Origin of the sequence: Dyadobacter sp. Leaf189 (genome assembly GCF_001424405.1) — a bacterium.
GTDB lineage: Bacteria > Bacteroidota > Bacteroidia > Cytophagales > Spirosomataceae > Dyadobacter.
Genome location: NZ_LMPS01000001.1, coordinates 878,249 through 898,835, shown reverse-complemented (window position 1 = coordinate 898,835; position 20,587 = coordinate 878,249). Strand labels below are relative to the sequence as shown.

12 protein-coding genes and 1 pseudogene are annotated in these 20,587 nt (G+C 45.6%); 8 read left to right on the top strand and 5 right to left on the bottom strand.

What is annotated here, in order from left to right; all coding sequences use genetic code 11:
* The first annotated feature begins 20 nt into the window (after window positions 1–20).
* The 6 genes from ASG33_RS03875 (at window position 21) to ASG33_RS03850 (ending at window position 8,329) form a co-directional block, all read left to right on the top strand.
* A complete protein-coding gene (locus ASG33_RS03875) occupies window positions 21–731 on the top strand; it encodes a 2-phosphosulfolactate phosphatase (RefSeq protein ID WP_056280549.1) in 711 nt (236 codons plus the stop codon).
* Window positions 732–748: 17 nt separating this feature from the next.
* Window positions 749–2,743, top strand: coding sequence for a hypothetical protein (locus ASG33_RS03870; protein ID WP_056280545.1), 1,995 nt, complete (start codon window positions 749–751; stop codon window positions 2,741–2,743).
* A 59-nt stretch (window positions 2,744–2,802) separates the two neighbouring features.
* Window positions 2,803–4,617, top strand: a complete 1,815-nt coding sequence (locus tag ASG33_RS03865) for a two-component regulator propeller domain-containing protein (protein ID WP_056280539.1) — start codon at window positions 2,803–2,805, stop codon at window positions 4,615–4,617.
* Window positions 4,618–4,670: 53 nt separating this feature from the next.
* The gene (locus tag ASG33_RS03860; RefSeq protein ID WP_056280536.1) at window positions 4,671–5,309 is read left to right on the top strand and encodes a uridine kinase; all 639 of its coding nucleotides are present in this window, start codon (window positions 4,671–4,673) and stop codon (window positions 5,307–5,309) included.
* Between the two features lie 36 nt (window positions 5,310–5,345).
* Window positions 5,346–6,065, top strand: a complete 720-nt coding sequence (locus ASG33_RS03855) for a hypothetical protein (RefSeq protein ID WP_056280534.1) — start codon at window positions 5,346–5,348, stop codon at window positions 6,063–6,065.
* A gap of 479 nt (window positions 6,066–6,544) precedes the next feature.
* Window positions 6,545–8,329, top strand: coding sequence for an asparagine synthase-related protein (locus ASG33_RS03850; RefSeq protein WP_162242723.1), 1,785 nt, complete (start codon window positions 6,545–6,547; stop codon window positions 8,327–8,329).
* A gap of 3 nt (window positions 8,330–8,332) precedes the next feature.
* Here the strand turns inward: ASG33_RS03850 and ASG33_RS03845 are convergent, their stop codons facing one another.
* Both ASG33_RS03845 and ASG33_RS03840 read right to left on the bottom strand, forming a co-directional pair.
* Window positions 8,333–11,647 carry a C25 family cysteine peptidase gene (locus ASG33_RS03845; RefSeq protein WP_056280529.1) on the bottom strand — a complete coding sequence of 1,105 codons (3,315 nt, stop codon included), beginning with the start codon at window positions 11,645–11,647 and terminating at the stop codon, window positions 8,333–8,335.
* Between the two features lie 72 nt (window positions 11,648–11,719).
* The gene (locus tag ASG33_RS03840) at window positions 11,720–14,743 is read right to left on the bottom strand and encodes a C25 family cysteine peptidase (RefSeq protein WP_056280526.1); all 3,024 of its coding nucleotides are present in this window, start codon (window positions 14,741–14,743) and stop codon (window positions 11,720–11,722) included.
* 326 nt (window positions 14,744–15,069) lie between these two features.
* Here ASG33_RS03840 and ASG33_RS25710 point away from each other — a divergent pair, with 326 nt between their 5' ends.
* Window positions 15,070–15,753, top strand: coding sequence for a hypothetical protein (locus ASG33_RS25710; RefSeq protein WP_157474563.1), 684 nt, complete (start codon window positions 15,070–15,072; stop codon window positions 15,751–15,753).
* A 252-nt stretch (window positions 15,754–16,005) separates the two neighbouring features.
* The gene (locus ASG33_RS03830; protein WP_056280522.1) at window positions 16,006–17,532 is read left to right on the top strand and encodes a malate:quinone oxidoreductase; all 1,527 of its coding nucleotides are present in this window, start codon (window positions 16,006–16,008) and stop codon (window positions 17,530–17,532) included.
* A gap of 154 nt (window positions 17,533–17,686) precedes the next feature.
* On the opposite strand, the pseudogene ASG33_RS03825 reads toward ASG33_RS03830, so the two are convergent.
* The 3 genes and pseudogenes from ASG33_RS03825 to ASG33_RS03815 all read right to left on the bottom strand — a co-directional run bounded on the left by ASG33_RS03825 (window position 17,687) and on the right by ASG33_RS03815 (window position 20,584).
* Window positions 17,687–18,938: pseudogene (locus ASG33_RS03825) on the bottom strand (transposase).
* Window positions 18,939–19,055: 117 nt separating this feature from the next.
* On the bottom strand, window positions 19,056–19,652 hold the full coding sequence (locus ASG33_RS03820) for a Uma2 family endonuclease (protein WP_056280519.1): 597 nt from the start codon (window positions 19,650–19,652) through the stop codon (window positions 19,056–19,058).
* An 86-nt stretch (window positions 19,653–19,738) separates the two neighbouring features.
* On the bottom strand, window positions 19,739–20,584 hold the full coding sequence (locus tag ASG33_RS03815) for a sugar phosphate isomerase/epimerase (RefSeq protein WP_056280516.1): 846 nt from the start codon (window positions 20,582–20,584) through the stop codon (window positions 19,739–19,741).
* Window positions 20,585–20,587 lie beyond the last annotated feature (3 nt).

The following is a 20,587-nucleotide window of genomic DNA, read 5'->3' as shown; positions in this document are numbered from 1 at the left end:
AATCAGCACCTGTTTTCAGAATGAAACAACTTGACGTTTGTCTTACCCCCGATCTGCTCCATTTACATAAGCTTGATAATTCAATTGTAGTAGTTGCCGACATTTTTCGCGCGACATCCTGTATGGTTACGGGGCTTGCCTATGGTGTAAAAAGCATTACGCCCGTCGCGACTATAGAAGAATGCAAGCTTTTACAGGATAAAGGCTTTATAGCTGCCGCCGAGCGCGATGCAAGGAAAGTGGAGGGTTTCGACCTTGACAATTCCCCGTTCAGCTTTATGAATGAGCGGCTGATCGGCTCTGAGGTAGCAATGACGACGACCAATGGAACGTTATCCATTTCAAAGGCAAAATCTTCCGCAGTGAAAGTGATGATCGGGTCGTTCTTAAACCTGGGTGCTCTTGCCAATCATCTCAGATCAGAACCTTACGATGTTCTTGTACTTTGTGCAGGCTGGAAAGGCCGGCCAAACCTGGAGGATACATTGTTTGCAGGCGCGCTTGCTGATGCGCTGAAAGAGCAGTTTATGCTGCTGGAAGACGGGACCTTAATGGCGCAGCGACTTTACGATCAAAGCAGGGACAACCTGCTAGCGAGTGTCTCCAATTCATCTCACGTTCGCAGGCTGCAGCGTTTGGGAATCCAGAAAGACATTTCGTACTGTTTGCAGAGAGATCTTTACGATGTAGTCCCGGTACTCCGCGGAAGTACATTGGTTTCAATGAATTAGAAAATAAAAACCTATACATGCTCCGGTTTATCGCTTTACTGTTTTTTGGTTTGATGTTCGTCTGCACGCAGGTGGATGCCCAGAAAAAAACCACGTCGCCCAGAAAGACAATCTTACCACCTAAAAAGAAGGCGACCACTCCGGCAACAAAACCGGCAGCTGCTGCTCCTGATACTTTGCCGAAAGCGACGAGGGTAACTGCACCTTTGAGAGATTCTGTCCAGACAAATACCAATGCAGGACAGGATACCACGAATGCTGCCGATCTTTCTACGGAGGCAACACCGGATAGTCTCACGGAGCGGGCATTAGACGAGAAGGTTGAAAAACTTGAAAAAGCACGCGGCGACAGTCTTCATTCATTTACGATAACAATTGGAGACATTTCCTATTTGTCGGTTTGTCCAGGCACTACAATTGAAATTCCTTTTACAGTAAGCGGCCCGTTTGACGAAGCCAATACTTACCTGGCACAAATGATTGATGCTTCGGGGAAAACGGTACCTATTTCGCTGCCGGTTAAGAAAAGCCCGGTAAAAGCAGTTATTCCTTCTTACAAGATTGGCGGTGAAGTGTATCGCCTGCAAATTGTCAGTTCCATTCCGGTTATAAGAAGCCAGGAGGTACCAATCAGGTTATTGCAGACACCTACCGCCCGCATCGACTTCCTGGATGGAAGCCAGACCACCAGAACAATGCCCGGCCAGGAAGTGCAGCTTCGGGTGCACCTTACCGGAACCGCGCCCTGGTCTTTCAGACTTTCGGACAGCACTACGATTTTAAGCACGCTTTCGAATCCGCATTATGTGTCTGTGAAGCCAAAAGAAGTGAAGGCTTACAGGATCTCGGGTGTGGCCAATGCTTGCGGGAGTGGTGTTACGTCGGGTGAGGCTATCGTGAATGTAAACAACAATCCTGAGCCAAAACTGGAATTGAAAGAAGCCGAAAAAATAGCGCGGCTATGCGGCGGGGTTCCATTCCAGGTTCCATTCAATGCAACGGGCAAGTTTAAGGAGGGTAATAAGTTCGTGGTGCAAATTGCAGAGCGCACAGGTGCATTCAAGACAATTTCCGCCCCGGATACCACTGGTTTTATCACTGCCGAAATACCGGCTACCTACAAACCCGGAGAGTACAAGCTGCGGGTTGTTTCCTCGGCACCATACCTAGTTACACAAACAGCCAATGTATCCATTGTTTCTCCCACAGTAGCCACGCTTGAAAAGGATTCGCTCCGGTTGGGTGAAAATGAAACCGGTGAACTGACTGTCAGATTTACAGGCGGCGGGCCTTGGTTCGTGCTGTTATCAGATGGTACTTATGAGAACAATATTCAGGAATCACCCGCAAAAATCAAGGTGAAACCTTTATACGATACCAATTACCAGATCACGTCTGCGGGAGGACTTTGCGGAGTGGGCAAATTCTCGGGAAGTGCGAAAATATCTGTAAAAATGCCCCCCGCCAGCATTACGCTGGAAAAGCTACCCCAGAATATGGTTTGCGCAGGCTCGACCATTGAACTCCCTTATAAAACCGAGGGACGCTACAATGCCGGCAACAAGTTTACAGTGCAAATGACCGATAAGTCGGGACGTTTTGTAAACCTCCCAACTACTATCACGCCGACGGCGATGAAAGTAAAAATCGCAAATGCAGCAGCGGGAGACACCATCAAGACCCAGAAAATCCGGATTGTATCCAGCTCACCAGCGGTTTCAAGCGCCATTGAAGAGATTGACGTAGTTGCACCTGACCGCGCAATCGGCGAAGTTTCGGGAAGAGGCGCCATCTCCGCAGGAAGAACAACCAGAATACAGCTGAAATTTAAGAACGGATTGCCGCCCTGGTCATTCACATTGTCCGACGGAACAGCAATCAATGGAACATTTCTGAACCCATACCTTATTTCGGTTTCACCAACTGCAACCACTGAATACACGATCAGCTCACTCAAAAGCGGCTGCGGCAGTGGTACCGGAAAAGGTTCCGCTGTGATAACGGTTGAATAATCAATCACGATGGACGAAGGGCGAGAGGGGATTGATACCAAAAGGAAACACGCAGACAGATGAAAAATATTCTGGTCACTCTTTGTTTGCTGGGTAACCTTTTGCCCGAGGCCAAAAGTCAGACCATTCCGATCGGACACTGGCAAAACCATTTCAGCAACTTGTCTGCCAGGCAGGTTATGGCTGTTAAAAACCGTATTCTATATAGTACCTACAATGGTTTTTTCAGTCTCGATACTACAACCCGCGAGGTTACAAGTTGGTCGAAGACGGAAGGTTTGCATGATAATGGAGTAAGTGCATTCGCATTTGAGCCTGAAAACAACCTGCTCCTGCTCGCTTACAGAAGCGGCTACATTGATTTCGTTTACCTTGATGAGAATTTAGCACCTGCTGAAATAGCCGGCTGGTCTGTACTGGCTGAAACGGCGGGAATAACAGAAAGTAAGGCCGTTCGTAAGATCGTTTTCAGAGAACAGCTGGCTTATCTGTGTACCGATTTTGGAATTATTGTGCTTGACACTGAAATGCGCCAGGTGAAAGAAAGTTACCGTTATATCGGCGCAGGTGGGATTCAGACAGCAGTGAGAGATCTTGCATTCTCTGCGGATTCGATATTTGCTGCCACCCGCGAGGGTATTCTGGCAGCTTCGATGTCGCCGAGTGTCAATCGTCAATATTTTGCCAATTGGAAGTTGGTCAATGCAAGTGAAAAGGCGATAGCTGTATCCATTTTCAACAATAACCTATATGCTGCATTTTCAGGGAAGGGTGTTTACCAATTGTATAAAGGCAGCTGGCAAACCGTCTTTTCCTCCCCAAGTGAATATTTAAACATTGACACTTCTGAAAATGAAATGCTGGTAACTACTCCCCGCGAGATCGTTTCAATCAACGCGCAAAACAAAGTATCTGTGAAAGTCGATCCGATGTTTAAAGCCCTGGCGACAACCATTCGCGAGAACGGGCGACTGTGGACAGCCGACGGAAAAGCGGGATTACTCACGAATGCAGGGACAAGCTTTCAACCGGTATTACCTGCTCAAACGGATACGACAATCAATGCAAGCCTCGATTCGGTGGTGATCGACTGGGCGGGAACAAGCTGGGCACGTATTCCTGATTATCAGGGCGGCGGCATTCTTGTCAAGAATACCGCTGGTCAGCAACGAATTTTATCTGCTTCAATCGGATCAGGCAGTCTGCCGTCGAACGTGATCAACAGCCTTGCACTGGACTATGAAGACAATGTCTGGTTTGCAAGTGACAAAGGCGCGGGGTACTTTGTGCCTGATAATGTGCTGGACGGCGGGCGCATTGACGCGATCCTTCCCATTTACGGACAACGGAAATTGTTCAGCAATGAAAAATGTACCGCAATTGCCGTGGAGCCGGGCAACAGAAAGTGGATAGCAACTCGGAACGGACTTTACCAATTCAGCGCGGACGGAACGGAGCTTCTGACCATGTTCAACACAGAAAACAGTCCGCTACCTTCCACCGATATTCACGCATTGAGATTTGACCCCGCGCAGGGTTTGCTGTTTGTGGACACTGCAAATGGAATGGTATCTTATCGGAGCGATGCCAGCGAAGCTTCCCAAAACCTTGATCAGGTCACCATTTTCCCTAATCCCGTCCGGCCCGATTTCGGGGGTAAAGTGGGCTTTAAGGGTTTAATGGACGGATCGACGGTGAAGGTAACCGAGCTTTCGGGCAGGCTGATTTTTGAAACGCGGTCACAAGGCGGAACTGCTTCGTGGAACCTGGCTGATTATACCGGCAAGCGGGCGCGGGGCGGGGTTTATATGGTCTTCATTGTATCCGGCGACGGAAGCGAGAAACTTGCCGGTAAGCTGGCAGTTATTAACTAATATTTTCTAATTTAATTTTCAGGATATCCTGTTTTCAGGATCTCAGCAGCATTATGATAACCCAGGAAAAACCCCCATACATTGTTGGTATAACAGGTGGAAGTGCGTCAGGCAAAACCTATTTCATGAAGAGCCTGATCGACTCTTTTGGAAAGGATGAAATCACGCGTATTTCCCAGGATAACTATTACCGGCCCATACACGAAATCCCGCGGGATGAAAATGGGGTGGAAAACTTTGACTTACCTGAGACGATAGACCATCATTTGTTTGCCGAACACATTGCTGTTCTCCGGGCCGGCAGAGAAGTGCATCAAAAGGAGTACACGTTCAACAATCCGTTGATCAAGCCGGAAATGCTTATATTTGAACCACGTCCGATCATTATAGTTGAAGGTATATTTGTCTTTTACTTCCCTGAAATTGCGCGGCTTATTGATCTCAAAATTTTTGTTGACGCCAAGGAACACGTTAAAATAAAAAGGCGCATTATTCGTGATAATAACGAACGCGGCTACGATCTAGATGATGTGCTTTACCGCTGGGAGCATCATGTCGCGCCAACTTATGACAAGTTTATATTACCTCTTCGGTCCGAAGCCGATGTTATCATTAATAACAACAACCGGTTTGACACGGGCTTGCAGGTACTGATCGGCTTTTTGAAGGCCAAACTTCAAGAGCGCGTCTAGTCAGTTTGAATCATTTTACAATTAAAATATCCCTCAATGAACACATTTACACACATTGCAAAAAACAGGTCACTTAAAAACTGGGCGTTGATGCTCTTTGCTTCATTGTCACTCGCCGCATGCGATGGCGACAATGCTGAGCCGGTGGATACCTATCAGTATTATCCTCTGGAAGTTGGCCGGTATGCGGTTTACGATGTCCGGGAAGAAGTCTACTCCACAGGCCAGGCTAATCCCGTGATCAAGAGCTGGCAGGAGAAGGACCAAATCGAGCGCGTTAATGTTAATGCAGAAGGTATCTCCACGTACACCTATTCCCGGTCCACCCGAAACAAAGCGGGTGAGTACTGGACGAAAGTCAAAGAGTTTGCTGTTCAGAAATTCCCGGACAAGATCCTGACAAACATTGACAACCAGACTTTCTTTTCAATGGCATTTCCAATTGACACGCGAATGAGCTGGAATGGGAATACTTACAACAATCTGGATAAGGAGGAATACCATTACGAAGATTTCGGGTTACCTGCGAAAGTTGGAGATCAGGATTTCGAGAAGGTATTGAATGTGGTGGAGCGAAATGACAGTTCCATTATCAACAGGTACGTTGGTATTAAGCAGTACGCACTTGGTGTAGGCCTCATTACTGACCTACAAACATCTTTCGAATTCTGTCAGGATGAAGCTTGCATAGGATCTGGCAAAATCGACTCTGGAACCCGAAAAACAAGGAAAATTGTTGAATTTGGAGCAGAATAATCCAGAAATTTCTAGGATTTCCAAACTTTTTCATTTTGTTTTTTCACATTTAATCCCCTCAAAATTTGCATATTAGATTAAAGTAGCTAATTTTACGGCGGATACTGGTAAAAATCATTTTAATCAATTACACATGAGAACAGTGACATCGCACTCTACACAGACAAAAAAGTCTTATCGCAAACCGGTTTTGAACAGATTCGGTAATGTGGCGAAACTAACAAAAGGAAAAATTGGCAGCGCTCAGGATCTAGGTCCAACGTTTGACTTTTCTGAATAGTCTGTAAGTATTTGAGCATTCAAAAAAGTCCGTGAATCAGTTAATGGTTGTTGAGGGAGTAATATCTTTCGAAAACAACATCAACCACACTGAAAACAACCAGTCTGGTACAATTAATTGGGCAAACGGATTTTTAAGATTACAAAAATCAGCTCCGATAAGTAACCTCAGTAAACAGGTTATTTTCGGAGCTAATTTTTTGCATAAACCTCAAAGTGAAATACTGACCCCGGCTGAGGTAGATCTGCCTTCTGAGAACCAATATATCGAGCATCCAGAGCATATTTTGCACGAATTTGAATGGGGTATCTGGTTCAATGAGGTAACACAAACGCTTCACTTAAAGCGTGATATCTTCGGCACTGCTCCTTTTTACTACCTCCACGTCTCCAACCGATTCGTAGCCTTTTCTAATAGCCTGGTCACATTGCTTCAAATGGAAAGCGCCAGAGCTTACCTAGAAGTTGATAAGGCGCGTATTCTTAATTACATCAGCTACCGGAGAGACCAGGCAAGAAGTTATACTGACCGTACTTTCTTTGAAAATATCAGGACAGTACTCCCAGGTCATACAGCCGTTATCAATGCTACGGAAGTAAATTTAGAGCGATACCTCCATTTCTCTCCATCTAAATGGAACAATATCACTACCATTGAAGAGCTCGGCCAGACTTTCAAAAAGTTGCTTTTCAAATCGGTAGCGAAATCCCTTGAAGGACCGACCGAACCTATTGGTTCCCATTTGAGTGGCGGCTTGGATTCGTCTTCTTTAAGCACTATTACAAATCTGCTGAACCCGGATGCGGAACTGCACACTCTTTATCTGGATACGAAAACAAAGTATTCGGATGAATCTGATTACGCGTCTGCAGTAGCGGATAAAATCGGATCCATTCACCACAAGGTGCCTCCACAAACTAACGATTTCGCGCTTTTCTCGCTTTACACCTCTCTTTACGGGCATCCCGAATGCATGGTGATCAGCCCATCTGCACAGGGAAGCCTGATGAAAAAGGCGGCTGAGTTGGGCTGTAAGTCCCTGCTGATCGGGCACGACGGGGATTCAGTTGTGGGAAGCGGGCTGGAATTGATCAGACAAACTTACGCGAAACGGAATTGGGAAGAACTTAAATCGCTGATCCGGTTACGGATTCAATACACGTCTCTGACCAAGAACTTCCCTCAATGGGATGCTTATAATGATGATAAAAAGTACGAATTGTACAAACGGTCGCTTGTTGTTGAGGAGTTTTATCGTGAGCTAAGACAACTTTCTGTAAGCCAGGCGGCAAGTCTCTTACTGACCTCATCCAGTCAAATGAATGTGTCGCTCTGGCACTTCTTCAAGAAGGGAGTCAGCGCTTTTAAGAACAGGCTTTCAAGGATCAGCGGCGATAATCTGCCGACCTCGGTCGCAACGGAATACCTCAGCGATACTGAAATGCAAAGCGACTCCCAGGAAACGTCCAACCTGCTGAGGGGAGCACTTCCGGAACAATATAAAATGGGGCTCGACGACGTTTTTAATGCACAGTCAATCATAGCCAGTGAACAATTTTTCGCATTAGGGCGCCACTACAACATTGTCAACCTGTTTCCTTTTTACGACAAGGATCTCTTTGAATTTTGCCTGTCAATTCCGATGCGGACAAAATTCGGAGTTGGGTTGGGCCGGCAGCATTTCAGAGAGGCTATGAAGGATCTCTTGCCCGAAAATGTGCGTACTAGGCCACTTAAGGCTAATTTTAGTATCTACGGGAGGCAGGCTGCATTGCGGCTGGCTACACAGTCGAAAGCGTTAATGGAAAAAGAGGATAATCCGGTTTGGCAATATGTAGAGAAAAGCAAATTTGAAGAATGCCTCTCGATCCTTTTTACGGAGGGCTTGCCGGATTATAAACATTCCCGAAGCCAGTTCTTTGTGACCAGGACAATCTCACTTGCCATCTGGCTCAACTGGCTCCGGGAAAACAATCTTTACTGATTACTATCTTGTAAGTGCGATCCGCCCAGTGATCGATTTCTCAGTGTTGCCTGAAAGCTTCACCTGGTAGATGTAAATGCCAGATTTGACATTTTGACGGGGAAGCCAGTACCATTCTTTAATAACCTGCTTCTCAGCACGCTCAGATCCTGAGTCTACCAAAATGCCGTTCAGGTTGTAAATCTTCCAGGTAATTGAATCGTAAACATCCTGTCCAACATTTTCCAGAGCAAACCTCACGTATTCAGATGCCGGGTTAGGACTTGCGATCAATGCACTTCGCTGCACGTTTTCAGGTATCACAAACAGGATCCGGTACGATTTGACAGATGCATTGCCAGAACCATCTTTGCTGCTCACTAACAGTTCATAAGTGCCAGGAATCAGATTATCAAACTGGTAATTAAAGCTCAATGATCGTTCCGAATTTTCTACAATTTCAATCCCACTGGAATGGGCGAGTCTTATAAACTCGCAGGAATCATCCTGACACGATTTAAGAAATATATCGACTAATGATGAGTCCGCAGAAAGCAGACGGTCATCTTCGAGCACAACTTCAATCGAGGGATTTGATGAAACATAATCACCATTCCTGATTGTCCTGCCATCGATCATTACATTCATAATGGGCGCTACAACATCTTTCAAAGGCTCGGTCGGGTAAAAACTCTGATCTTTTGCCCTGTCCCAGTCGATCACCAGATCGGAATAGTTATTCTTCCTGGAAGTTTCGCTGATCGTACTGTCCGGATCTATTCTCACGATAATTCTTGCCAGATCCTTATTGTTGACAACCGCAACAAGCAAAGTATCACGGCTGGCAAATGCATTGACCGTTGCCGACAATGCACGCTTTGTGCCGTCCTTATACTCGTAACTCACCTCCACAGGCACTTTCTGGTCTTTTATGTACCTGCCATGATTTTCAATGATAATGCCGGTAGTGAGGTTAGCCGAATTCCCGATCGATTTATTTTTTTCCTCCGACCGGATAAAGATCGCCTCATCCGCATCAAGTGCGTAATCTGCATTTGCTACACTTACCAATTTCAGGGTGGGATCACCTTGTAGAACGGACTGATGTATGTTCGCTATATCATACTCGTTAGCGCCGGCTTTCAGTACCTTTTCGTTTGCAATCAGCTGTATTTGCCCAATGGATAAGTTGGAAGTTTGTTCATCTGAAAAAATGCCTGCATATAGTTCGTCCAGGTAACCTGTAAGCGGACTTATAAACCCTTCATAGGAATTAGCAATAACAGCAATTGCGCCCTTTTTAGGAGCTATCATCCAATCCAATGACAATGGGGCACGATTGTTGCCCGCACTCGGGCTGGTATTCGTTTTACCGGCGAAGATATTGCCAACACTGCATCCGTTAAAATACATCAATGGGTACTTTCCCGCATTGTCGTAACCACGATCCACATCCGATACATACCCGATATCCGGATCAGTTATAGTGGAACTACCGTGACCGAAAAAGGTAATCATCCCTACACCGGCGTTCACCTGAGGTGTGATATTTACTTTCTCGACCTCCGCCATTGCCTGTTGTTTTGTAAGCGCGATAACCTTGCCACCTACCCTTCCATTCTCAACAGCCGGTCGCTCCCGTTCCAACAAGTTTTTTAGCTGGGTTATTTCAGATACCGATTTCCCACCGCTTAAATGTAATATCTGCTTCTGCCAGCCGCGATCCTCTGCTTTGCTGTGCTCGTACTCTTTTACTTTATCAAGGTAACTTAATACCTGCTCATTTGTAATGGAATGCAGCCTACCGACAGGTATAGCCGCGTTGTCTATGGAAGCGCCTGCAATACCAGACACCAGCAGAAGATCGGAGCCAGGGTACCCAACAGTCGGAACTTCGTCCGGTATTCCTCTCTTCATGCGGTCCACATAAGAAGTGGCAGAACCGATTAGAAAAAGATTCCGGTTTTTGTTTCCATCAGCCAGTATATAGTCCATGAACCCACGTATCCCCAGCGGGCTGGGCTCTCCGTAGTTAAACTGATTATATAAGTCTTTAATATTTGCAACCAACACAGAGCGCCCGCCTCCTGCCGCTGAGCTGCGGTAAGCGGCGTAAGTCTGTGAACTGCTAAGCAAATTCTCACTTGTAATTATGATGAATTCAGCTTTTGTACGATCATAGGCTTTGAAATCAACCGTACTGATCTTCGCAGCATCAACAGTAACTACTTCGCTGGTAGCAAGCAATTTCAATTCTTTGCCCGCTTTGCGGGGAACCATTAGATTGGCCGGGTCTCCCGAGATTACTTTTAGTGTATCAGTAATATCGTACAATACAGAACCGGTTGCCAACCCGGAAATATTTAACCGGCTTACACTTTCCTTGGAGGCAGGCAAAGAAAATTCGTATGACTTTTTTGATTGTGCTGATAGAGTTTGTAAATAAGTAACTGTAAAGTAGCCCAGCGAAAACGCCTCGTAAGCCTCATTGCTGGGCGATTTCAATGCAATTACTCCTTTGTTAGCCTGGTCTAAATCTCCCGGCAGAATATCGAATTCAAATTCGGATCCAACGAAATCTCTGCTCGTTATCTTTCCGACTAAACGCAAGTCCTGGGCTGTTTTCCCAATCGAAACCTCCACATTTCGCAGGTTATTACTCCTTCCATGAATAAGCATTTTCAGCCTTGGCCTATTTGTAGCTACATCAATCGGGTTGGTGAGTTGAACGGGATAGGTTACTTGTGTATTTTTCACGACGGCCGGACCTGTGCGACTTGCTCCATCCTCAAAGAAGGAGTTGGACAAATGCGGTCTCAAAGGACTCGGGGTAATGAGAGAGTAGTCTGTTTTAAGAATATAAGGATCTTTCGCGATGTGACTTACCGTGGCAGGCACCTTCATGTCCACTGCCCTCGTAATTGTTTCTGCCCGAAGCGATTTTGAAGTCGAAACAGTAAGAAAATATGCGGTTTCATCCGAATACATACTGAAATAAGGATTCAATCGCGCGCTGTAAGGACGATACAGCAGGGAATCCCTTTTACCTTCATTGGGAACTCCGTAAAATATGATTTCATTGTTGATGATCGAAATAGCTACCTGCTTTCCATAATGCCACAGTTGCAATTTGGCCTGTTCAGAAACGGGAAAGCTGGCTGGCAGAGCCGAAAGCGGCACTTTGTGAATACCTTTTGCACTCACCAGAATTTTGAGATAAGGCTGGTCGTACTTAATCCAGCTGTTATCATAAGACTTGCCCGCCTGCCCAAAGGACAGATTTGCAGTCAGAATAAAAATCAGAAGGGAGATGTTGTAGAGAGTGTGTCGATAGTTCATTTATGATTTTGGTTTATAATAAAGAAGGTATAGCAAATAACGATCTGCTATACCTTCTTTATTATACGTGCATTATTTCTTGATCAATTTCTTGGAATAGGTATCTTCTGCTGTTGTGGTTACCTCCAAAACATACTCTCCGGAAGGCAGGTCGCTTGTATTGATTTGATTCGAAGTCAGACCCTTACGTCTCACTTTTCCGTTCAGGTCAATCAGTTTCCAGCTTTTCATTGAAACTGGCAGGTCAAGCTTGATTTCAGCCTGGTCCGTTGCCGGGTTTGGAGAAATAATGAGCGCGCTTGAAAAAGGTCTGTCAACTGGAACGATCTGCGAAGTTGTTTTTTTACCGTCAACATTCTGTCCATTTTCAACAGTACTCCTGTCTGTCTGAACCAGCCTGTAATAGCTTTTTCCGGAAAGTGGTTTGTTATCATACCAAACATAGCTGCTTGGTGAATCAGTGTCGCCTTTTCCTTCCACGAGACCAACTACCTCAAAATTCTTCGCATTATAGCTTCTCTCAATTATGAAGTGGCTGTTGTTCTTCTCAGAAGCCGTTTTCCAGGTAACTTCAACCGAACTCTCGCCTACTGCTTTTGCATTGAAGTAGCTGAGATCGACTGGCAAACCACCTTCTGTGCTGAACAAGATCTGGATAGCAGGATCTCCGATCAATACCGTCTGATGCAGTTGTGCCCTTCTTTTCTGATAGTCAGCGGCAATTCTCGCATTATCAGCTGACATTCTGTAAGGATTCGGATTGCTTTTTGTTTCGTGAGAAGTAGCCCTTAAAATATTCCCCAATGTCTGGCGGGCTTTATCAGGTGTACCAAAAATCAATGGATAAAGCTCCTGAAGAAATTCGTTGCAGCTTTCATTATAACCCGAGAACGAGTTACCAAATACAGCAATCGCGCCACGGTCCGGGGTTAACAGCCAGTCAACTGACTGAGGACGTGAAGAGGAAGAGTTCACACTTGTACTTCCAATGTTGTTGCTGAAAATGTTCAGAATATCGCATCCATTGTAATAAATCACCGGGTATTTTCCATTTGTCGCCGTGTAGCCTTTGGCCGCATCCGAAACATAACCGAAGTTATAGTCCGTCTGATAAGGCGCGCTGTGCCCGAAATAGGTGATCATACCTACTCCTGCATTTACCTGCGATGTGATATCAAGTGTCACGGGGATCGTACCAGCCTGGGCTGCGGGCTTTTTATATTCACTTACAACTCCGCTAAATTGGGTTGTAATTCCACTTGCAGTAGCAGCAGTAGCCAGGTTACCAGCATGCAGGTTGATTTCTGCGCTGCTTTTTCCTCCGCTCACATGGATTACTTTTCTCCTCCACGCAAGATCCACATTCGCACTCTCGTAAGTTTTCACTTTCTCAAGGTAACCATGTGCAAGGTCGTAACTTACCGCCGGGATCCTTCCCACCGGAATAGCCGGCACATCTTCCAGCTCGCCACCAAGACCTTCTACCAGCAATACGTCAGAACTTGGATAACCAACCGTAGGTACTTCGTCAGGCATTTCTCTCACTGCCCTGTCGTTCCTGGCAATAGAAGGTCCCATTAACAACAAATACTTTTGTCTGTCGCCATTTGAAATCATGTAATCAACAAAGCGTCTTATCGCAACAGGGCTAGGCTCTCCGTAGTTGAACTGATTGTAGATGTCGATAATCTTGAACACGCCTGCTTTATACTTCTCGCCCGGAGAACCATTTGTGCGGTATTCCTTAAATTCATCAGCGGCAGCTTCCAGCGTTTTATTGGTGACGATCAGATAGTTGAAATCAGCAGGATTAATATTCGAGAAGCTGATACTGGCTATTTTGGCGTCTGTAACTGTATATGGAGTCTGGTTGGTTGCCAATAAAGTCAGCTGGCTGTCATTGATCCTTGAGAATTGCAGGTTATCTGTCGCGCCGATCACCTTCCGTGGTTTGTCCGGATCTGAAATGTCATAAAAAGATGCTCCTGCCGGTACATTGCTGATACTTACCTTATTTACGGTACCTGTCGCTGCACCTGGAAACACAAATTCTGCAGCCGCTGCATTCTGCATATTAAGTGTCTGCGAATAGGTTACCTGATAATAGGTCACCGAAAAACTGTCGTAAACCGTTGTACCCCCAACATTCTCCGAGTTGCCGAGTGTTGTAAATCCGAGTACTGCTTTTCCGTTCGCATCCAGATCGTCAGGTTGTACATCAATGGTAAATTCAGCGAAGTAGAAGCCAGGGATGGATACTTGTGTGGCCTCTCTCAACGTAGCGGCAGTTTTCCCAATATAAACTTTAATCACCCGCGATCCTCCGAATGAAGGGAAGTAACTTCTTCCATGGATCAAACCCTTGATCTGCGGATTACCGGAGCCTGATTTATTCGTTACCTGAACCGAGAATTCTGCACCGGTTGCACCATTTTTTGTCCAGGTTGGATTACCGTCATCATAAAGGCTCGCGCCTGTTTTCGTCTTCCCGTCTTCAAAGAAACTGTTGATATTTGGCGGACGCATCGGGGAGTAAGCCGCGTGCGAATAGTCGTTCTGGAAAGTCTTCAGGTCGGTTTTAACGTGCGCATCCAAGACAGTCGCCCCAGGGTTATTAAGCTGTACGGAAGCTGCGCGGGCGCCCGCCTCTGCTCCTACTGTAAGGAAGTAAGTACTTTCGTCAGAATAGGCGCTCCAGTAAGGATTTACGCGGGAAGAAGTCGGACGGTAAAAGAGCTCATCAGACTTACCGTCATTGGGTACCGCGTAAAAGAGAATTTCAGTATTATCAGCTTTGATGATATCAACCTGCCTTCCGCGGTGGTACAGCTGCAGCAGCGATTTGTCGGCATTCTTGATTGAGCTGGGCAATGCAGCAGAGTTCATTGCAATCCTGTAAATGCCCTTTGAGCGCGTGTAAGTGTTGTTACTGCCCGGAATTGCACCTGCTTTGATGCTCACCCAAGGTTGATTGTACTTTCCCGCAAGCCATTCATTTCCGTACGCCCCGCTCCATTGAGCATGCAATTCACCAAAGCTGATCAATGCAAAGACAAGTAGTACTAAGAATTTTTTTGTAAAATTTTTAGATTTCATAAGGTTTAACAAAATGTTATAGTGTTTCTGTTTTCAATGCGAGAGCCTGGAAAAGGTCTGCGAGGTGAAGGGTATCCGTGGAAAAAAGCTGTAACTGATAGAAAGAATGGATTTTAGCATGAAATTACAACATCTTGAATAAGCTAACAAATTTTCCGCAAGATCAATAGAACATATACTACAAAAACTTACCGCGGCATCTACTTTGCTCTCCGAATTGGATTCACTCAGTGCATATGATCGGGGACAGCGGCAATTCGGGTACAATTTTTTTGCAAAGAACGTTACGTTCACAAAGCTTTACTTTGTGACCAATAGTGTATTTTTTGCCACCCACTTTAGGTATTTCTATTATTCACCGTTTATTTGCACAATCTATTTCTATTTATTTTAACTTAATCGATACAGCTATGCTTAAAAAACTAATTGTAATTGCTTGGATTGGTATTGTTGGGGTATCCCTCAGCTGCGAAGGCCCACAAGGGGAAGTTGGCCCTGCCGGCACAGCAGGAGCAGCAGGCCCGGCGGGACCCGCAGGACCAGCAGGACCGAAAGGTGATACCGGAGTAGCCGGTAAGGACGCTCTGGGAGCAAGAGAACTGATTACAGCTCCTAACCAGCCAAGTACCAATGGCGGCTACACAATGGGAAAAAACAACCTTTCAGCAGCCGATACAGCAGCGCTTGCAAAAAGTGTAGTGGTCGTTTTCATTCAAAGCCAGAACCTTTGGTGGGCAATTCCTGGAAAAGTTGAGTTTGGAGAAGGAAAAAGCACAACCTTTAACTTCATCACACTGCTCAGAGGAAACCAGTTCTTCATAGATATTCGTCCGGTAAGCTGGTCTGAAGATCAGCCAACTGCTCCGGAAAGAACATTTCAGAGAATTCGCGCGGTCATCATTCCTAGCAAATCGTTCCGTGCCAATGCAGGTGTGAACATGAACAATTACGAGGAAGTTGTAAAGGCTTATGGCATCAAAGAATCAGACATTATAGAAGCAGATATCTAAGCGATTGGAGCTGCCATCAGAAAGGTACAGGTGCACTTTGCATACTGTACCTTTTTTTATGCCTGAGTTCTTCGCTTTTTGAAACTTAAGAAGTTTTAATTGCCCGTAACCAAGAACTTGTAACCCGCCATAAATTTATTTTTTGAAATTATACTATTTTCGAAACAAAAGGCACTAGCTAATTTGTTATCTAACTGCATTTTGTACTTTTCCGGGTTTGCATCCCGCTAAACATATCTTACTTTTTTCGTTATGAATACCAAAAAGTCTTCAAAAACGAGCTCTCCTGACGTGGTTTTGATTGGTGCGGGAATCATGAGCGCAACCCTGGGCGTCTTGCTCAAAAAGTTAAATCCTGCTACTACTATTTCCATATTCGAGCGCCTTGACCGTGTTACTGCCGAAAGTTCCGACGCATGGAACAACGCAGGTACCGGGCACTCTGCTTTTTGCGAACTCAATTACACACCGCAGCTTCCTGACGGTTCTGTGGAAACCAAGAAAGCGATCAAAATCGCTGAATCGTTTGAAGTATCAAAAGAGTTCTGGGCGCACCTGGTGGAAACGGGCGTGATCGACAGTCCTGCTGACTTTATCTACAATATTCCGCATATGAGTTTTGTGTGGGGTGATGAAAATGTAGACTACCTGCACAAGCGTTACGAAGCGCTGACCAGCCACCACCTTTTCCGTGGAATGGAATATACCGAAGACCAGGAAGAAATCAGTTCCTGGATCCCGCTCATTATGAGAGGCCGCGAAAAAGATCAGAAAGTGGCGGCTACCAGAATGCAACTGGGTACAGATGTAAACTTTGGCGCATTAACCCGCGCTATGTTTGACTATCTTGAAAAACAGGACGGTGTAAACCTTTACCTGAACCATGAAGTAGACGATCTCACGCGCAACCGTGACCGATCATGGAACATTGAGGTGAAAGACCGTGATACACGCAAGTCGCGCAATGTTCAGGCTAAATTTGTATTCATAGGCGCAGGCGGAGGCTCTCTCCCATTGCTCGAAAAGTCGCGCATTCCGGAAGGAAAAGGCTTTGGCGGATTCCCTGTAAGCGGACAGTGGCTTGTTTGCAACAAACCTGAAATCATAGAAAAACACCAGGCAAAAGTATACGGAAAAGCTTCGGTAGGTTCGCCTCCGATGTCTGTCCCTCACCTGGATACCCGCATGATCGATGGGAAAAAGGCGTTGCTTTTTGGGCCGTACGCAGGATTTTCAACTAAATTCCTGAAAAATGGTTCTTACCTGGATTTACCATTATCAATTAAGCTGAATAACATCAAGCCGATGCTTGCAGCCGGGATACACAATATTCCGCTTACCAAATATCTGATCGACCAGGTTCGTCAGTCTCCTGAGGACCGTGTTGAAGCATTAAGAGATTACTTACCGGATGCAAAGCTGGAAGACTGGGATTTGTTGAAAGCAGGTCAGCGCGTTCAGGTGATCAAAAAAGATGAAAAAGAAGGTGGTGTGCTCGAATTCGGAACCGAAATGGTAACTGCCGCTGATGGTTCACTTGCTGCATTGCTGGGCGCATCTCCGGGTGCTTCTACATCGGTATCCATTATGCTCGATCTGATTAACCGCTGCTTCCCGGAAGCAAAATCTTCGGATTGGCAGACTGCATTCAAAACAATGATCCCGTCTTACGGGCAGTCTCTTGCCAAAGATTCGGAGCTGGCTGCGAAGACCCGCGCCTGGACCACGGAGATACTTCAACTGAATGCTTCCAGACTAGAAGAAGAATTAACAGCCTGATTTCCCAGGTCGATATAAAAGTAAAGAGGGTGTCTCATTTTAAAAATGGGGTACCCTCTTTTATTTTGGTTTTTGTTAATCAAGAATAGCTGTTCAAAATCCTGGATCCAAAGCTAATCAGCTTTATCTGACAATATTGATGTAAGCAGTCCTTCTAGGCCACCCTTTTTCTGAGATTTTGGGCTAATGCGATCAATCCCCACTCGATTTCGACCTTTTGTTTGCCACGGAGCATGAACCGGCGGAAGCCGTGGTTGTGTTTTATATTTCCGAAGACAGGTTCGACATCAAAACACCGCTTCTTTCGTTTGGCAATGCCTTCTTCACTTGTTAGTAGCTCATCTGCTTGCTGCTTTTGCCTTTCCAGATTGACATTTACCTGAATGATCCGATCTGCTTGTGATTTGTGGCAAGCTCCGTTTAATGGGCAGCTTTGGCAGTTTTTGGCTTTGTAAAGCCTGACGGTCTGTTCAAAGCCGGTCGTTGTTTTCCTTGTCCGGTCACCTATGTAAGCCATTTTCTGGCCCATCGGGCAGATGTAATGGTCTTGCTCAGGATTATAATAAAGCTTGTTAGTCGAGAACGGATGTTTCTTGTTAAAGGCGTGGTTTTGGCGTTTGTCAAACAGGTTGTACTTCACAAAGGCGGTCGCCTAAAATAGCCTCTTGTTGCTCATAACGGGTGATATTGGCCGGGTAGTGTTTGGTTACGTAACCCAGTTTGGCTTTCATCTTCTTGTCAATATTTTCTTTCTTGCCAAGCACCTGGTTAAGCGTATCGACCGTATCCTGCACTTTCTCTTTGTTGATTCCGGTCAGGTCTGGCGGTTCTGGCAGGTTGTCCTCGGTGGCAGCCACGCTCTGGGCATACGACCAGATCTCGGACAGCTGCTTTTTCATCTTCTCTTTGTTGGTGGCGATGGCCTTCTTCCAAACAAAGGTGTATTTATTAGCATTGGCCTCGATCTTAGTGCCGTCGGTATATACTTCCTCAATACTTAAATAGCCTTCCTGGGCAAGCAGACTGACTACTTGTTCAAAAATCGTTCGGAACGTATCTTTTAAACGTATGCCCCGAAACCGGTTAATGGTGTTATGATCAGGGAAGCTCATCGAGCTCAGATACATAAAGTAAATGCTCTCTTTGCATGCTGCTTCTAGCTTTCTACTCGAATATATATTGCTCATATAGCCGAATACGAGCACTTTTAATAGCATCTGAGGATGGTAGCTCGCAGGACCAGTGAGGTAGTAGGCAGCATTGAGCGGCTCTAAATTGATCTTATTGATCACATCATCGACCACACGCACAACGTGGCCTTTTGGGACCAATTCTTCTAAACTTGGAGGAAGCAGCATCAGCTGCTGCTGTTGGTAAGGCTTGAAATTAGGCTGTCGGCGACCCATTTTTCCGGAATTGCTTATGTCTAAAGATAATCAATTCACAAAAATCAAACAACCCTTAAAATGAAAAGAGGATGCCTCATTTGAGACACCCTCTTTTTGTTTTAAAACCAAACGCAATTACTTGTCTGCAAAAACCTGGGACAAATCAATTGTCAAATCCGGGAGAACAGTTGATCGGAGCAAATCTTTGCTGGTTTTTGGGTGCTGCCCAACATATTTCCCCGCCTCAGACAATGTAAATATTAGTACGTGCTCGTATTCAGGATATACAACCCAATACTCCTTAACGCCGCTTTCTTCGTATATATCAAATTTCTGGTTCATCTCTTTCGCAGAATTACCCGGCGAAAGTACCTCAATAACCAGGTCGGGAGCTCCAATGCAACCCTGATCATCCAACTTGGAGCTATCGCAGATCACGCATATATCGGGCTGCAAAACCGTAGAAATTTCCTGGTTGCTTTTTTTATCCCGGATTGGAAGACGAACATCAAAAGGAGCGGAGTAAGCTTGCGAGGGCTGATCTTTCAAATACGCCCCAATAGCCCCGTTTAAGTTCCAAATAATTTTCTGGTGTTGGCGTGAAGGTGCTGGTAACAAATGAGAAACATACCCACGGATTAGCTCAACGCGTTCTTCAAACTGCCATTTAAGATAGTCCGCGTAAGTATATTGCTTACCAAAGTCGAGTTGTTCAAGTGTGTCTATTATCATGGAGATGTTTTGTTCGCAATGATATCAAATATAGGAAAGCTTTGACATAATCAGAACTGTCCCGCATTGGGAACCTCGTACTTGACTTAAAATGCCAGCGACCGCAAAAAGTGAAGTCCGTCAACTGCGATTGCTTCTTTTGAAGGTTCGATTGTTCGCCAGATTGACGCGGCTTTGGCGATGATCTTGACGTCGGGAGTAAATGATTCGATGACAATGTCACCCTGATAATGAATGTGGTCGAGTGCGGCGAAAATGCGGTCCCAGTTGATCTGATCACCACCCGGCGTGCCGCGGTCACTGCCTGACGCGTGGAGCAGTCCCAGCTTATTTCCTGCTTTTCTGATCGCCAGCGCAGGATCTTTCTCTTCCAGGTTCATGTGAAATGAATCCAGATGCACCAGCAAATGGTCACTTCCCACATCAGCGATCATTTTCAAAGCCTGCTCACAGGTATTGACCATATCCGTTTCATACCTGTTCAATGGTTCAATAGCCAGCATGACATTATTTTCCTTTGCATAAGCAGCCAACCTGCGCAGATTGGTCACAGCAGTCTGCCACTGTCTCAACTTTTTTTCCTCATCATATAAATCAGCGCGGCCTACCGAAGAATAAATAGGTCCTGCCACCAGCTTACTGCCAAGCACCGGAGCTATATCAATGAGCTGCTCCACATATTCGATTGAAGTGAGCTGCTCTTTTTTATTTCCTCTCAAATCCCTCCCCGGCCCGGTTGCCGCACATACCGAGCGACATTCCAGCCCGGCTTCGTCCAATGCTTTTCTAACAAATACGGGATCGATGTTCGCAGGATCTTCGATTGCTATCTCAACAAAATCAAATCCCCATTCTTTGAATTTCGGAAACCACGAAACACCCTCATTGGTAAAAGGCGACGCAAACAAATAGGTATTGATCCCGAATTTCATATA

What these genes read in the sequence shown, in the direction of transcription:
- ASG33_RS03875 (WP_056280549.1), top strand. Translation starts at nt 21, where the DNA reads ATGAAACAACTTGACGTTTGTCTTACCCCCGATCTGCTCCATTTACAT.
- ASG33_RS03870 (WP_056280545.1), top strand. Translation starts at nt 749, where the DNA reads ATGCTCCGGTTTATCGCTTTACTGTTTTTTGGTTTGATGTTCGTCTGC.
- ASG33_RS03865 (WP_056280539.1), top strand. Translation starts at nt 2,803, where the DNA reads ATGAAAAATATTCTGGTCACTCTTTGTTTGCTGGGTAACCTTTTGCCC.
- ASG33_RS03860 (WP_056280536.1), top strand. Translation starts at nt 4,671, where the DNA reads ATGATAACCCAGGAAAAACCCCCATACATTGTTGGTATAACAGGTGGA.
- ASG33_RS03855 (WP_056280534.1), top strand. Translation starts at nt 5,346, where the DNA reads ATGAACACATTTACACACATTGCAAAAAACAGGTCACTTAAAAACTGG.
- ASG33_RS03845 (WP_056280529.1), bottom strand. Translation starts at nt 11,647, where the DNA reads ATGAACTATCGACACACTCTCTACAACATCTCCCTTCTGATTTTTATT.
- ASG33_RS03840 (WP_056280526.1), bottom strand. Translation starts at nt 14,743, where the DNA reads ATGAAATCTAAAAATTTTACAAAAAAATTCTTAGTACTACTTGTCTTT.
- ASG33_RS03830 (WP_056280522.1), top strand. Translation starts at nt 16,006, where the DNA reads ATGAATACCAAAAAGTCTTCAAAAACGAGCTCTCCTGACGTGGTTTTG.
- ASG33_RS03820 (WP_056280519.1), bottom strand. Translation starts at nt 19,652, where the DNA reads ATGATAATAGACACACTTGAACAACTCGACTTTGGTAAGCAATATACT.
- ASG33_RS03815 (WP_056280516.1), bottom strand. Translation starts at nt 20,584, where the DNA reads ATGAAATTCGGGATCAATACCTATTTGTTTGCGTCGCCTTTTACCAAT.